The sequence below is a fragment of the Streptomyces sp. O3 genome, assembly GCF_054788135.1.
On sequence record NZ_JBTVYK010000002.1, the window covers coordinates 155,665 to 170,314 of the forward strand.

At 71.9% G+C, this 14,650-nt stretch carries 10 protein-coding genes; 4 read left to right on the forward strand and 6 right to left on the reverse strand.

The features are described from left to right. Nucleotides 1-15: 15 nt before the first annotated feature. Nucleotides 16-606, forward strand: coding sequence for a SigE family RNA polymerase sigma factor (locus tag ACX6XY_RS02005; RefSeq protein ID WP_460325779.1), 591 nt, complete (start codon nt 16-18; stop codon nt 604-606). Further along, complete coding sequence (locus tag ACX6XY_RS02010) at nt 603-1,508, forward strand: hypothetical protein (protein WP_460325587.1); 906 nt, start codon at nt 603-605, stop codon at nt 1,506-1,508. Before ACX6XY_RS02005 ends, ACX6XY_RS02010 begins: the two co-directional genes overlap by 4 nt. 10 nt (nt 1,509-1,518) lie before the next feature. On the opposite strand, the gene ACX6XY_RS02015 is transcribed toward ACX6XY_RS02010, so the two are convergent. Next, the gene (locus tag ACX6XY_RS02015) at nt 1,519-2,673 is read right to left on the reverse strand and encodes a right-handed parallel beta-helix repeat-containing protein (RefSeq protein WP_460325589.1); all 1,155 of its coding nucleotides are present in this window, start codon (nt 2,671-2,673) and stop codon (nt 1,519-1,521) included. Nucleotides 2,674-2,938: 265 nt separating this feature from the next. Here ACX6XY_RS02015 and arfA point away from each other — a divergent pair, with 265 nt between their 5' ends. Beyond that, nucleotides 2,939-4,453: an arabinosylfuranosidase ArfA gene (gene arfA, locus ACX6XY_RS02020; RefSeq protein ID WP_460325591.1), complete on the forward strand. Its 1,515-nt coding sequence runs from the start codon at nt 2,939-2,941 to the stop codon at nt 4,451-4,453. Between the two features lie 57 nt (nt 4,454-4,510). Here the strand turns inward: arfA and ACX6XY_RS02025 are convergent, their stop codons facing one another. The 3 genes from ACX6XY_RS02025 to ACX6XY_RS02035 all read right to left on the reverse strand — a co-directional run bounded on the left by ACX6XY_RS02025 (nt 4,511) and on the right by ACX6XY_RS02035 (nt 10,187). Beyond that, on the reverse strand, nt 4,511-7,363 hold the full coding sequence (locus tag ACX6XY_RS02025) for a glycoside hydrolase family 2 TIM barrel-domain containing protein (protein WP_460325593.1): 2,853 nt from the start codon (nt 7,361-7,363) through the stop codon (nt 4,511-4,513). A 52-nt stretch (nt 7,364-7,415) separates the two neighbouring features. After that, a complete protein-coding gene (locus ACX6XY_RS02030) occupies nt 7,416-8,657 on the reverse strand; it encodes an ROK family transcriptional regulator (protein ID WP_460325595.1) in 1,242 nt (413 codons plus the stop codon). A gap of 189 nt (nt 8,658-8,846) precedes the next feature. After that, nucleotides 8,847-10,187: a helix-turn-helix domain-containing protein gene (locus ACX6XY_RS02035; protein WP_460325597.1), complete on the reverse strand. Its 1,341-nt coding sequence runs from the start codon at nt 10,185-10,187 to the stop codon at nt 8,847-8,849. A 91-nt stretch (nt 10,188-10,278) separates the two neighbouring features. Here ACX6XY_RS02035 and ACX6XY_RS02040 point away from each other — a divergent pair, with 91 nt between their 5' ends. Then, on the forward strand, nt 10,279-11,697 hold the full coding sequence (locus ACX6XY_RS02040) for a M64 family metallopeptidase (protein ID WP_460325599.1): 1,419 nt from the start codon (nt 10,279-10,281) through the stop codon (nt 11,695-11,697). Between the two features lie 62 nt (nt 11,698-11,759). Here the strand turns inward: ACX6XY_RS02040 and mmsB are convergent, their stop codons facing one another. Next, entirely contained in the window at nt 11,760-13,022 is a 1,263-nt protein-coding gene (gene mmsB / locus ACX6XY_RS02045; RefSeq protein WP_460325600.1) for a multiple monosaccharide ABC transporter permease, read from the reverse strand. Nucleotides 13,023-13,026: 4 nt separating this feature from the next. Then, the gene (gene mmsA / locus ACX6XY_RS02050; protein WP_460325602.1) at nt 13,027-14,649 is read right to left on the reverse strand and encodes a multiple monosaccharide ABC transporter ATP-binding protein; all 1,623 of its coding nucleotides are present in this window, start codon (nt 14,647-14,649) and stop codon (nt 13,027-13,029) included. Nucleotide 14,650 lies beyond the last annotated feature (1 nt).

A 14,650-nucleotide genomic window follows, 5' to 3' on the forward strand; every position in this document is an offset into this window, starting at 1 on the left:
GTGGACGAGCGTGCGATCCGCGGCGGGACCGAGGCCGCGCGGGCAGGTGACCGGCAGGCCCGCGAGGACGTCGCTGCCGCCGCCGAGTTCCACGCCTTCTTCGAGCAGCAGTACGCGGCGCTCGCCCGCCTCGCCTACCTGCTCACCGCAGACGCCGACAACGCGGACGACCTGGCCGCGGACGCCCTGCTCGCGCTCTGGCACCGCTGGGACCGGGTGCGCGCCGCGGAGCACCCCGTCGCGTACGCGCGGGGCGTGGTCGCCAACATGGCGCGCAGCCGCATCCGCGGCGCGGTCCGTGAGCGGCGTCGTATCACCCTCTTCTGGACCCCGCGCGACGCGAGGACCGACGACCCCGACATACCCGCCGTGGTCGATGTGCGGGCGGCGCTCGGCAGACTGCCGTTCCGCAAGCGGGCCTGTGTCGTGCTGCGGCACGCCTTCGACCTGTCCGAGAAGGACACCGCCCAGGCGCTGGGCGTGTCGGTGGGTACGGTGAAGAGCCAGACGTCCAAGGGAATGGCCGAACTGCAGCGGCTGCTCGGCCCGCGCGCCACCGCGGAACGGATCCGCACCAGCGCCGTGGACGCCGGGGGAAGGACATGATGGACGACGAGCTGCGCGAGCGTCTGAAGGGCGCCGCGCACGCGCACCAGCCCGATCGGGAGCGGATGCTCGCCCGGATCGAGCGGGGCATGGCCGAGCGCCGGTCGCCTCGCGCGCTGCCGCCGCCGCACCGGTCACCCGCGTCCTGGGTGCGGGTGGTGGGCGCGACGGCCGCCGTCGCCGGGGTGTTCGCGCTCGGCGGGTACGCCGTCTCCTCCGCCGTACGCGGCGACCAGACGCCCCCGCGGACCGTGGCGACGACGCCGGGCCCCGCGTCGCGGGAGGCCACCGAGCCCGCGGCCGAGCCGGGGACCGGCGCTCCCGCGGCGTCCCCCGGCCCCGGCCGTACCCCGGTGAGGCCGTCTGGGCCGCCTGCGGACCCGCCGAAGTCCCCGCCGCCCGGCGAGGCCGAGCGCTCCCCGGACCCCGCGCCGTCGAAGTCCGCGTCCGGCTCGGGGCCCGGTTCCGGAGCGGCGTCAGGGGCTTCGTCCGGCTCGAAGTCCGTGCCCGCCGCGGAACTGCTGTGGGCGGACGGCTCCATCGACCCCGGCAGCTCCGCGTACTGGGCACAGAGCAACATCACGGTCAAGACGAAGAAACCGCTGACCGCGCTCACCGTCGAACTGCGCGTCGCGCAGACCGGCCGGGTCGCGGACACCGGGAACTGGCGCTCGCTGCCCGCCGACGACTTCGCTGTGACGGTACGGGAACAGGGCGGCGCCCTGGTGTACCGGTGGACGCTCAAGCCCGGCCGCACGGTCCCGGTCGGCGAGCATGTCTTCGCCGGACAGTACGACCACGCCGAGGGCCAGCGCGACGCGGGCGGCGACTCCTACCGCGTGGCGGCGGACACCTCGGCCGAACGCGCCGAGTGGCGGGGCGACTTCGCCCCGGCACCCTAGGCGAGGCGGGTCAGTTCATCGGGGCGCCGATGGCGTCGGTGCCCGTCACGAGGAAGTCGGTCGCCGGAAGCGCGCCGCCCGCCCGGCGGGCCCCGTACACCGAGCCCGCGTCGGTGGACCTGAAGGCCGGGGTCGCCACGCCGCTGTCCCAGTTGTTGGCCGCCGAGACCGTGCGCGAGCCCAGCTTGGCCAGGCCCTTGCTGTTGGACACGGCGAGGTTCCTGGCCAGCCGCGCCGGGCTCTGGGCGAAGTAGAACCCGTGCTGCCGGTTGGCGTACGCCGTGTTGCGGTACAGGGTGAACTTGGCGAGGTTGCTGTTCTCGGTGAAGCCGTGCTTGGTGTTGTCCCAGGCCGCGTTGAACTTCACGATGTGCGCCGCGGTGGCGCCTCCGCCGCCGAGCTTGAAACCGTTGCCGTTGCCCTCGAAGGCGGGGTCGTTCCAGCGGTTCTTGCCGTTGCCGAAGGCCCAGCTGTTCTCGACGGTGACCGGGCTGGCGAACTGCCAGAAGTCGAGCCCGTCGTCCGCGTTGTTGAACAGACGCGCGCGGGAGATCGTGTTGCCGCTGCCGGAGCCGAACTTGACCGCGATGCCGTCCGCGTTCTGCCCGTGGTTCTCCACGTCGTAGTTGCCGTAACTGTCCAGGTTCTGGACCAGGTTGTTCACGGTGTTGTCGCCGCGCAGCGTGAACCCGGTGTTGCCGTTGTCGGCCGTGACGAGGTTCCTGAAGACGCCGCCGGTGGACGAGGTGATCACCAGGCCGTGCGCGGGCGAGTTCTGGAAGGTGATGTTCTCGATCGTCCAGTAGCTGCCGTAGATCCCGGCCAGCCAGGAGCCGCCCGGCAGCTTCGAGCCGTCGATCCGGACCTTCTCACTGCCGTACGCGGTGAGCGTGATCCGCTGTGAAGAGGTGCCGCTGGCCTTGGACTTCAGCGTCTTCGTCGGCCGGTACGTGCCGCCGCGCACCTGGATCACGGTGCCCGCCGACGCGTTCGCGACGGCGCTCTCCAGGGCCGGGACGGACGACACCACGAGGGTGCCCGCCGCGGCCTCGGCGTCGTCCGGCATGAGGCCCAGGTAGACGCCTCCCGCGCCCGCCGCGACCGCGACGGCGGCCACGGCGGCGAGCGGGCGGGTCTTGCGATGACGTCCGGTGCTGCTGCTCACAGCGGTCGTTCCTTTCCTCGGGGGGTGGTGAAGCGGAGGCGGCCCCGGAACCCTCGGCCGCGAGGCCGCCTCCGCCACCCCTGTCTCCGCCGTCGGCGGGAAAGGTTGCCGCGGCGGGAGACCTTTCCCGTACGTCACCCGCCCCGAGGTGCGGAGTGCCGTGAACACCCGCCCGTTGACCCGGCGTTCGGGCCCCGCATACGGTCTGGACGGCTGTCCGGAAATTCGCTCAACATCCGATATACCGAACCCTCGCGAGGGAGTCATGACGCGATCCGCCCGCTTCACCCTGCACCCCGGCTTCACCGTCGGCGAGGTCGATCCCCGCCTCTTCGGCTCCTTCGTCGAACACCTCGGCCGCTGCGTCTACACCGGCATCCACGAACCGGACCACCCGACGGCCGACGAGGCGGGACTGCGCGGCGACGTACTCGACCTGATCCGCGAACTCGGCGTCACCGTCGTCCGCTACCCCGGCGGCAACTTCGTCTCCGGCTACCGGTGGGAGGACTCCGTCGGCCCCGTCGGCGAACGCCCCCGCCGCCTGGACCTGGCCTGGCGCTCCACCGAGAGCAACCGCTTCGGCCTCAGCGAGTTCCTCGCCTTCCTCAAGAAGCTCGGCCCGCGGGCCGAGCCGATGATGGCCCTCAACCTCGGCACCAGAGGCGTCGCCGAGGCCCTCGCACTCCAGGAGTACGCCAACCACCCCGCGGGCACCGCCCTGTCCGACCTGCGCGCCGCGCACGGCGACAAGGACCCCTTCGGCATCAGGCTCTGGTGCCTGGGCAACGAGATGGACGGCCCCTGGCAGACCGGCCACAAGACCGCCCAGGAGTACGGGCGCCTCGCGGCCGCGACCGCCCGCGCGATGCGCCAGGCCGACCCGGCTGTCGAACTGGTGGCCTGCGGCTCGTCCGGGCAGTCCATGGAGACCTTCGCCGCCTGGGAAGCCACGGTACTGGCCGCGACCTACGACGTCGTCGACTATGTCTCCCTGCACGCCTACTACGAGGAACTCGACGGTGACCGCGGCTCGTTCCTCGCCTCCGCCGTCGACATGGAGTCCTTCATCGAGAACGTCGTCGCCACCTGCGACCACGTGGGGGCCCGGCTCAAATCCACTAAGAAGATCAGACTCTCCTTCGACGAGTGGAATGTCTGGTACCTGTCCCAGAGTCTGCGGGAGGCCGAGGAGAACCCCCTCGACTGGCCCGAGGCCCCCCGCCTCCTGGAGGACAACTACACCGTCACCGACGCCGTCGTCTTCGGCTCCCTGCTGATCGCCCTGCTGCGGCACGCGGACCGGGTGGCCGTCGCCTGCCTGGCCCAGCTCGTCAACGTCATCGCGCCGATCCTGACGGAGCCGGGCGGCCCGGCCTGGAGACAGACCACGTTCTTCCCGTTCGCGCAGGCCTCCCGGCACGGCAGGGGGCGGGTGCTCGACGTACGGGTGGACTCGCCGACGTACACCACCGGCCGGTACGGCGAGGTCCCGCTGCTGCACGCCACCGCCGTACGCGGCGAGGACGGCGCCGTCACCGTCTTCGCCGTCAACCGCGACCAGCACGAGCCGCTCCCGCTCGAAGTCGCCCTGCACGGCCTGGAGCTGACCGAGGTCGTCGAGCACAGCGCCCTGGCCGACGCGGACCCCGAGGCTCGCAACACCCTCGCGCGGCCGGAGCGGGTGCTGCCGCACGACGTACCGGGCACCGCCCTCCGGGACGGCGCTCTGCGCACCGTCCTGGAGCCGCTGTCCTGGAACGTGATCCGGCTGCGCTGAGACGCGGCGCGGACCGGCCCGCGCCGCGCGCCGCGCGCGCCGGTCACCCCCGCGTGGTCACTCGCGTGCCGCCGCGGCGAAGACGAAAGCGAACTCCGCCGGATCGGCGTGCAGTCGGTGCTGGGGCAGCACGCCGGGGCCGCAGGACTGCGAGCCGATGCCGTGCTGCCGGTGGTCCAGGTTGACCCACACGGTGTCACCGGGCACCAGGTCCGGCAGATGCTCCGCCGCGTCCAGCTGCTCGGTGGACCACCGGCGGGCCGTGAACCAGAACTCCGGCTCGCCCGACACTCGCAGCCCGCCGAGCTCGGCCCAACGGACGGCGGCACGCGCCCCGTTCTCCTGCGGCCGGACATACGGGGTTTGCAAGGCGTCCACATCCGAGTGCCACAGGCCGACCATCGACGCGGACGCGGTGTCGGGATAGGCCTCGCCGGGGCCGCCGCCGAACCACTTCACGACACCGGCCGAACCCGCCAGACCCAGCCGCACACCGAGCCGGGGGAGCGGCAGACGCCAGTCGCCCTCGGGGGTGACGCGCACGGTCAGCTGGAGCCGGGCGCCGTCCGACGTCCACCGGTAGCGGACGGCGAGCCCGGCCTCACGCCCCGCGGGCGCCACACGGGTCCGTACGGTCAGCGCCTCGGCCGACACCTCCACCGCGTCCAGGCGGTGGCGCATCCGGTGCAGGCCCAGTTCGCGCCAGAGCAGGCCGTGGCGGGCGTCCGGCTGCCAGGGGGCCCCGTTGTCGTTGTCGGTCGGGGCCCGCCAGACGTCCAGGCGCGGGGCGTGCGTGAGCCCGACCGGGCCGACGGTGCGCAACTCGCCGGTGCGGGCGTCGAAGGAGGCCGGGCCGAGCGTGATCAGCCGCTCGGAGCGGTGCGGCCGGTCGCCCACGGCGGGCGCCGCCTTCGGGCGTCCGGTCACCGCGAACTGGCCCCAGGCCACCTCATGGTTGACGTCGTCCACGGACAACGCCCGTACGGTCCACTGGGTCTCGGCGCTCGTGCCGCCGTGTGTCGGCGGCGCGGGAAGCTTGACCTCCGCCCGTTCGCCGGGGGCCAGGGGCGGCACCGCCAGCGGACCGGCGTCGACGGTGTCCCCGTCGACCTGGAACGACCACGCGAAGACGAGATGGGAGAGGTCCGTGAAGTCGTACCCGTTGGTGATCCGGACCGTCCCGGCCGCCCCGTCGCCCTCGATCCGTACCGGCTCGATGACCTTCTTGTACTCGATCAGGCCGGGGGACGGCGTGCGGTCCGGGAAGAGCAGGCCGTCGCAGACGAAGTTCCCGTCGTGCAGCTCCTCGCCGAAGTCACCGCCGTAGGCGTACCCCAGCTCGGGGTGCGCCAGACCGTGGTCGATCCACTCCCAGACGAAGCCGCCCTGATTGCGGGCGTGCGCCTCGAACAGCCGCTGGTACTCGGCGAGCCCGCCGGGGCCGTTGCCCATCGCGTGGCCGTACTCGCAGAGAATGAAGGGGAGTTCGCGGCGCTTGCGGGAACCGCCGTCCTGGCGGCGGCCGATCAGGTCGACCTCGGCGTGCGGCGGGTACATCCGTGAGTACACGTCGGTGTCGCGGCAGTCGAGGTCGCCCTCGTAGTGGATGAGGCGTGAGCCGTCCCGCTCGCGGATCCACGCGGCCATGGCGGTGAGGCCCCGCCCGGTGCCCGCCTCGTTGCCCAGCGACCAGATGACGACCGAGGGGTGGTTCTTGTCACGCTCGACCATGCGGGCGGCCCGGTCGAGCAGGGCCGGGGTCCAGCGGTCGTCGTCCACCGGGTTGTCCCGCCAGCCCTGCTCCACGAAGCCGTGCGTCTCCAGATCGCACTCGTCGATCACCCAGAGCCCATACGTGTCGCACAGCGACAGAAACGCGGGGTGCGGCGGATAGTGGCTGGTCCGTACGGCGTTGATGTTGTGCCGCTTCATCAGCTCCACATCGCGGCGCATGGTGTCCAGGTCCAGCGTCCGCCCGGTCTCGGGGTGGAACTCGTGCCGGTTCACGCCGCGGAACAGCACCCGCCGCCCGTTGACCTTGATCACGCCGTCCTCGACGCGGACCGTACGGAATCCGACGCGCAGCGGCACCCGCTCGCCCGCGGTCGCCAGCTCCCCCTCGTACAGCCGGGGCGTCTCGGCGGTCCACGGCTCGACGGGGACGGTCACCGGCTCGCCGGTGTCCAGCTCGACGCCCAACTCGGGTACGGTCACCCGGCCGGGAACCTCGCTGTCCACGCGCAGCGTGCCCGTGCCGCTGAGATGGTCGTACGAGGCGTGCACGAAGAAGTCGCCCGCCGCGCCGGGCGGGCGGTGCAGCAGGGTCACCTCGCGGAAGACGCCCGGCAGCCACCACTGGTCCTGGTCCTCCAGATACGAGCCCGCCGACCACTGGTGCACCCGTACGGCCAGCACATTGCCGCCGGGCCGCAGCAGCGCGCCGACCGCGAACTCGTGCGGCAGCCGAGAGCCCTGGAACTCGCCCAGCTCCTCGCCGTTGAGCCAGACCTTCGCGCAGGACTCCACGCCGTCGAAGCGCAGGGTCGCGTCCCCGTCGCCCGGCCAGTCGTCCGGCAGGTCGAAGAGACGCAGATGGTCGCCGGTCGGGTTCTCGGTCGGCACCCGCGGCGGGTCGACCGGGAACGGGTACAGATGGTTGGTGTAGATCGGCGCGCCGTACGCCCCGTCGCCCTGGAGCACCCAGTGGCCGGGCACCGTCACCTCGTCCCAGTCCCCGGCGTCGTATCCGACGGCGGCGAACGAGGCGTCCTCGGCGTCGGCCGTCGGCGACAGCCGAAAGCGCCAGCGGCCGTTCAGCGAGAGCGAGGCGGCGTCGGACTCCGGGTACCAGGCGCGCGGCGGGAGCGTCCCCCGGCCGGGCGACACGGCTTCGACGTACGAGACAGTCATGCCAGGAACCTTCCGTATGACGGATTTCGCGTGACGGCTTTCCGTGGGTCGGCTACGCGGGCGTGCCGCGGGTGCTTGCCGTGCCGGTGGTGCGGCGGGTCCGGTGACCGGCCGACGCCAGCGCGCCTTCCAGCGCGAACGTCGCCGCGCCGAGGCTCACCGGGTCGCCCGGAATCGGGCAGATCACGATCTCGGCGGCGGACAGCGGCCGCGGCAGCGCGTGCCGCGCCACCGCCTGGCGTACCGCGTCCAGGAGCGGGCGGCCCAGCCTGACCGCCACCCAGCTGCTGAGGACGACCACTTCCGGGTTGACCAGGTTGACCAGACCGGCGATGGCCGCGCCGAGATAGCGCGCGGTCTCGCGCACCACCCGCACCGCCTCCGGGTCGCCGTCGGCGGCCGCCGCGGCGAGCGCGGCGATGGTCGCCGTCTGGTCGTCCGGGTGCAACAGCGGGCTCCGCGGGTTCAGTTCGCGCAGATGCCGCATGATGCCCGGCGCGCCGACATAGGTCTCCACACAGCCGCGGTTGCCGCACCGGCACAGCCGCCCGTCCAGCACGAGCGTCATATGGCCCCACTCGCCAGCGGTGTTGGCGGACCCCCGGTGCAGCGCGCCGCCCAAGGCGAGCCCGGCCCCCACCCCCGTACCGAGATTGACGACCACGGCGTCGTCGCGGCCCCTGGCGGCCCCGAACCACAACTCGGCGACCGTGCAGGCGTGCAGCGGATTGTCCAGGTGGAGGGGGTAGGGCAGCTGCTCGGCGAGCATGCCGCGCAGCGGCACGTCGTGCCAGTCCCAGTTGGGCGCGTAGACGGCGCTGCCGCCCTCGCGGTCCACCTGGCCCGGCACGCTGACCCCCACCCCCAGGACCGCCCCCGGATCCACCGGCGCGTCCTCGACGACGGTCTCGACCGCGGCGACGATATGCGCGACGATCTGGTCCGGACGGTTCTCCCGCGGACTCACCTCCCGCTCCGCGCGCGCCAGCACCCGCAGCGCCAGGTCGAACAGCTCGGCCTGCACATAGGTCTCCGCCACGTCCACGCCGACCAGCGCACCGCCCGCCGCGTGCACCGACACCAGACCGCGCGGGCGGCCTCCGGCGGAGTCCTCGTAGCCGACCTCGGTGACCATCCCGAGGTCCGTCAGTTCGCCGACCAGGGTGGCTACGGTGGCCAGGCTCAGCCCGGTGGCCGCCGCCAACTCCTGCCGGGACGCGGGCGACGCGGCGATGAGCTGCCGCAGCACGCCGTAGCGGTTGGCGGTACGGATGTCGCGGGATGTGCGCTTCACGAGGTTTCCCCTCCGCGCCGGTGGATCTCCGCGCCTCCGGCGGAGCTCTGCCGACGTGAGATCTCCGCCGACGCGACGAAGGCTATGACCCGGCACACGCTCTCGGCAAGAGGTTAGGAAAGGGGTTGTGGAAAGCAGCGGCGCCGACGGTACACGACCCGGTTCCGGGCGCGGGGGAGTGGACCGCTCTCAGATGAACGGGACCGGGGGCCGCTCCGGCGCCGGTCCGAGGGTCGTCGTGCCCGGTGCGGCGCGGTGGCCGAGGCCGGTGCGGTAGGCGTCCATCGCCGCCTCCGGACGCCCCGTACGGCGCAGCAGGTCACCCCGCAGGCGGCACAGGTCGGCGAGGTCGCCCGCGGCCCCGCTGCGCGCCAGCAGCACCAGGGCGTTGTCGTAGGAGCGCTCGGCGTCCTTGAGGTCGCCCCGGTCCTCGGCGATCAGGCCGAGGAGGCGGTGCGCGCCCGCCGCGTGGACGGCGCCTCGCTCACCGGACAGGTCCAGAAGACGGGTCAGCAGGGCCTGCGCCTCCTCGTGGCGGCCGCGGCGGCGCAGCACGTCGGCCAGCTCGACCTCCACCTGGGCGGTGAACAGCGACGCGCGCTTGGCGGCCAGCGCGCCCTGGGCGATCCGCAGTTCACGCTCGGCGTCCTCCAACGCGCCGTGCTGCGCGTGCACATAGCCGCGCATCCAGTGGCAGTGCGCGAGCTCGGTACGCAGATGCAGCTGCTGGTAGAGCTCCTGCGCCTTGGCGATCGAGGTGTCCGCCTCGGCGATCCGGCCCTCGGCGAGCAGGGTGCGGGCGACACTGCGGTGCATGCCCGCGACCAGGGCCGGGTCGGACACCCGCGGCGCGAGCGCCAGGGCGATGTCGGCGGCGTGGGCGGCCCGCACATGGGCGCCCATGTCCATGTACGGGCCGATGGCCGCGGCGTAGAGCAGGACCAGCGCGTCCGGGTCGTGCAGCCCGCTGGTGTTGAGCTCGTCGAGCGCGGTCTCCAGGACGTAGCAGGCGTAGCGGAGTTCACCGGCGAGCAGATGGGCCACGGCCCGGCCGCGGATCGCGCGGGCCCGGCGGGGCGGCGGCTCGGCGGCCAGCAGCCGCTCGGCCGCCTCGAAGCGGGCGCGGGCCTCGGCCAGTTCACCGCTCTCCAGGGCGCATTCGCCGAGCCCCGTGCTCGCCGCCGCCTGCTCCGGCGCCAGGGCCAGCCGCTCCGCCTCGGCCAGCAGCTCCCGGTAGCGGACGGCGGCCTCGCCGGGAGTCCCGGTGGCCAGCGCGCGCTGCGCGTCGGCGAGGGCGAGCCGCAGCTCGGTGGCGAGGTGGGCGGGCCGGCCGGTGGCCAGTTCCTCGAAGGTGGTGCCGAGCTGCTCGGCGAAGAAACGCAGGGCGGCCTCGGAGGGGCGCACCTTGCCCGACTCCAGCGTGGAGACGTGCGCCGCGGTGTACTTCGGCTCCGCCAGCTGCCGCTGGGTGAGGCCGCGTTGGGTGCGCCACCGCAGAATACGGCGCCCGATCTCTGCGGGTTCGTCCATGGCGGGTCCTCCTTCGTGCCCCCTGACGGCTCTGCAGGCATTGTGCGTCACGGGAAGCCCCTCTAGGTTAAGCGCGCGATTAAGCACAGTGATGCCTGAACTTAATCTCACTCGACTGAGCCTCCTGGAGGACCTCTTGCGCGCATCCATCCGCAGATCCACGGGGGCGGTCGCGGCGGCCGTCGCCGCGGCCTGCGCCCTCGCCGCCGCACCCACCGCCGCCTCCGCGGGCCCGGAGACCGACCGGGTCCGCGTGGAGATCCCCGGCCCCGAACGCGCGGAGCACGCCGCACACAGGGGAGGGCAGGACCACCCCGAGGCCGGATCCGGCTACGCCAGGGTCCCCGTACGCGGCAAGAAAGCCGCCTCGCCGCGTGCGCTGACCCCCGCCGAGGCGCGTACCGACGGCCGGGTCAGCAAAGTCATCGACAACGGCCCGAGCGGCGACCGGCTCGACGTCGTCTTCGTCGGAGACGGCTACACCGCCGCCGAACTCGGCCAGTTCCACACCGACGTCAAGGAGCGGTGGGGCGAGATCACCGCCGTCGAGCCGTACACCACCTATCAGAACCTGTTCAACGTCTGGGCCGTGGACGCGGTCTCGAAGGAGTCGGGGGTCTCCGGCGACCCGGACCAGGGCGTCGTCCGGGACACCGCGCTCGGCTCGTACTTCTGGTGCTCCGACATCGAGCGGCTGCTCTGCGTGGACGAGGGCAAGGTCGACGCGTACGTCGCCAGGACCCCCGAAGTCGAACTGGTGATGGTCCTCGCCAACAGCGAGAAGTACGGCGGCGCTGGCTACAACACCCCCAACCCGAGGCTCGGTTACGAGGGGATAGCCACCGCGTCCGCCGGGAACGCGCAGTCGGGCCAGGTCGCTCTCCACGAGACCGGACACTCGCTCGGCAAGCTGGCCGACGAGTACTTCTACCCGGACTACCCCGGCTACGAGGAGTACACGGGCCCTGAGCCCGACGACGCCAACCTCTCCACACTGACCGCCGACCAGCTGCGCGACAGCCGGACCAAGTGGCACCGCTGGCTCGGCGAGACCTCCCCGGACGGGGGCACGGTCGGCGCGTACGAGGGCGGCGGCTACTACGTGACGGGCCTGAACCGGCCCACCGAGGCGTCCCTGATGCGGGTGCTCGGCAAGCCCTTCAACCTGCCCGGAACCGAGGCGATGATCGCCGGTTTCCACCGGCACGCCGCGCTCGCCACCCCCGTCACCCCCACCAAGCGCCCGCTGCGCACACGCGACACCGCGCGCGCCGCGCTGCCGACGCTGTACGGCGCCGCCCGGCTGGACGTTCAGTGGTATCTGGACGGCCGCCGGATCGACGCGCTGGCGGGCCGGACCTCGGTACGGGTGTCCGAACTCGGTCTGCGGGCCCGTGATGACAGGAAGCACGAGCTCACCCTCCGCGTCAGCGACCCCACGGACGCCGTCCGCGACCCGCGCGTCGCCCGGACCCTCCGGACCGACGTGACCTGGCGCGTCCGACGCTGACCGGCCACCCCCCCGCACCGTACTGGCCGGGACCATACGGCCCTGTCGCCGGTCCCGTGACGCTATGAACCGACCCGGCGCTTGTTCCACACATCGAAGCCGACCGCCGCCAGCAGCACCAGTCCCTTGATGACCTGCTGCCAGTCGGTGCCGACGCCGACGAGGTTCATGCCGTTGTTCAGGACGCCGAGCACCAGGCCGCCGATGATCGCGCCCAGTACGGTGCCGACGCCGCCGCTCATCGACGCACCCCCGATGAACGCGGCCGCGATGGCCTCCAGTTCGAAGTTGAGTCCGGCCTTGGGGGACGCCGCGTTGAACCGGGCCGCGAAGACCAGGCCCGCGAGGGCGGCCAGCACGCCCATGTTCAGAAAGACCAGGAAGGTGACCTTCCGGGACTTCACGCCGGACAGCTTCGCGGCCGGAAGGTTGCCGCCGATCGCGTACACATGCCGCCCGATGACCGCGTTCCGCATGACGTACCCGAAACCGACGACCAGCACGCCGAGGATCAGCAGTACCACCGGGGCGCCCTTGTAGCTGGCGAGCAGCAGCGTCACGGTGAGCATGGCGGAGACCAGCGCGACGAGCTTCAGCGCGAACAGCCTGGCGGGCAGGACGTCGAGCGCGAACTCCCGCTGGCGGCCGCGGTCCCGCACCTCCCGCACCACCACGAACGCGATCAGCGCGAAGCCCAGCAGCAGGGTGAGATTGTGGTAGTTGGTGTCCGGGCCGGTCTCCGGCAGGAAGCCGTTGGCGATCGTCTGCAGGCCCTCCGGCAGCGGCCCGAGCGTCTGCCCCTTGAGGACGATCTCGGTGATGCCGCGGAAGAGCAGCATCCCGGCGAGCGTGACGATGAACGACGGGATGCCCAGATACGCGATCAGGAAGCCCTGCAGGGACCCCGCGAGCGCGCCGAGGAGCAGACACAGGACCACCGCGGCGGGCCAGGGCAGATCGTGCCGCACCATCAGCACCGCCGCCACCGCGCCCACACACGCGGTCAGCGAGCCGACCGACAGGTCGATATGGCCCGCGATGATGACGAGCATCATGCCGATCGCGAGGATCAGGATGTAGCTGTTCTGCAGCACCAGATTGGAGACGTTGCGCGGCAGCAGCAGGTCACCGCCGGTCCACACGGCGAACAGCGCCACGATCAGGCCGAGGGCCGTCAGCATGCCGTACTGCCGCATGTTGCCCCGCAGCCCGGCCAGCATCAGCGCGACCAGGCCGCCGCCCCCGTTGCCCGTGCCGCCGCCGCCCGTGCCACCGTCGCCGGACGGCGCGTCGGCCGGGGAGTCGGCCGTCAGATTCGTGCGCATCCTCTTACCGCTTCCCTTGAGTGATCTGCTGAGTGATCTGCTGAGTGGTGTGCTGGGTGATCTGTGGGGTGATCTGTGGGGTGTTCTTCGACGAGTGGTCCGTCATCAGTCGCATCAGCGACTCCTGCGTCGCCTCGGCGCGCGGCAGCTCCCCGGTCATCCGGCCTGCCGACATGGTGTAGATCCGGTCGCACATGCCGAGGAGCTCGGGCAGTTCGGAGGAGATGAACACCACCGCCCTGCCCTCGGCGGCCAGCCGGTCGATCACGGTGTAGATCTCGTACTTGGCGCCCACGTCGATCCCGCGGGTCGGCTCGTCCAGGATCAGCACATCGGGATCCGCGAAGATCCACTTGCTGAGGACGACCTTCTGCTGATTGCCGCCGGACAGCCTGCCGACCGGCTCGAACACCGTCGGCGCCTTGATGTTCATGCTCCTGCGGTAGCCCTCGGCGGCCTGGCGTTCCTCGTGTTCGTCGACGATGCCGCGGCGGGCGACCTTCGACAGGGCGGTCAGCGAGATATTGCGGCCGATGGTGTCGATGAGGTTGAGGCCGTAGTGCTTGCGGTCCTCGGTGACGTACGCGATCTTGTGCCCGACCGCCTCCGGAACGGACCTCGTCCGGATCTCCCTGCCGTCCTTCCGTACTGTGCCGCCCGCGTAGCGCCCGTACGTCCGGCCGAAGACGCTCATCGCGAGTTCGGTGCGGCCCGCGCCCATCAGCCCGGCGATGCCGACGATCTCGCCGCGGCGCACCGACAGCGAGACCCGGTCGACCACCTTGCGCCGCTGGTCGACCGGGTGGTGCACGGTCCAGTCCCGGATCTCCAGGGCGGGCGCGGCGTCCGCGTCGGTGTCGCGCGGGGTGCGCTCGGGGAACCGGTGGTCCAGGTCCCGGCCGACCATCCCGTTGATGATCCGTTCCTCGGTGGTCTCCGGGGCTCGCAGGTCGAGGGTCTCGATCGACCTGCCGTCGCGCAGGATGGTCACCGAGTCGGCGATCCGCCCGATCTCGTTGAGCTTGTGCGAGATGATGATCGAGGTGATGCCCTGGTCCTTCAACTCCAGGACGAGATCCAGGAGTTTGCCGCTGTCCTCGTCGTTGAGCGCGGCCGTCGGCTCGTCGAGGATCAGCAGCTTGACCTCCTTGGAGAGCGCCTTGGCGATCTCCACGAGCTGCTGCTTGCCCACGCCGATGTCCGAGACCCGCGTCCGCGGACTGTCCCGGAGCCCCACCCGCCGCAGCAGCTCGGTGGCGTGCCGCAGCGTGTCGTGCCAGTCGATCACCCCGCGGGCGGCGTGCTCGTTGCCGAGGAAGATGTTCTCGGCGAGGGAGAGCTGCGGGACCAGGGCGAGCTCCTGGTGGATGATCACGATGCCGTGCCGCTCGCTGGCCCTGATGTCCCTGAACCGGCACGGCTCGCCCTGGAAGAGGATCTCTCCCGCGTAACTTCCGTGCGGATGGACCCCGGAGAGGACCTTCATCAGGGTCGACTTGCCGGCGCCGTTCTCCCCGCAGATCGCGTGGATCTCACCCGGACGGACCGTCAGGCTGACATCCGACAGGGCCTTGACTCCGGGGAAGGTCTTGACGATGGAGCGCATTTCCAGGACGGGTCCCGCCATG

Excerpts from the sequence above, each read along its gene's own strand:
- ACX6XY_RS02010 (WP_460325587.1), top strand. The coding sequence starts at position 603 with ATGATGGACGACGAGCTGCGCGAGCGTCTGAAGGGCGCCGCGCACGCG.
- arfA (WP_460325591.1), top strand. The coding sequence starts at position 2,939 with ATGACGCGATCCGCCCGCTTCACCCTGCACCCCGGCTTCACCGTCGGC.
- ACX6XY_RS02025 (WP_460325593.1), bottom strand. The coding sequence starts at position 7,363 with ATGACTGTCTCGTACGTCGAAGCCGTGTCGCCCGGCCGGGGGACGCTC.
- ACX6XY_RS02035 (WP_460325597.1), bottom strand. The coding sequence starts at position 10,187 with ATGGACGAACCCGCAGAGATCGGGCGCCGTATTCTGCGGTGGCGCACC.
- ACX6XY_RS02040 (WP_460325599.1), top strand. The coding sequence starts at position 10,279 with ATGCCTGAACTTAATCTCACTCGACTGAGCCTCCTGGAGGACCTCTTG.
- mmsB (WP_460325600.1), bottom strand. The coding sequence starts at position 13,022 with ATGCGCACGAATCTGACGGCCGACTCCCCGGCCGACGCGCCGTCCGGC.
- mmsA (WP_460325602.1), bottom strand. The coding sequence starts at position 14,649 with ATGGCGGGACCCGTCCTGGAAATGCGCTCCATCGTCAAGACCTTCCCC.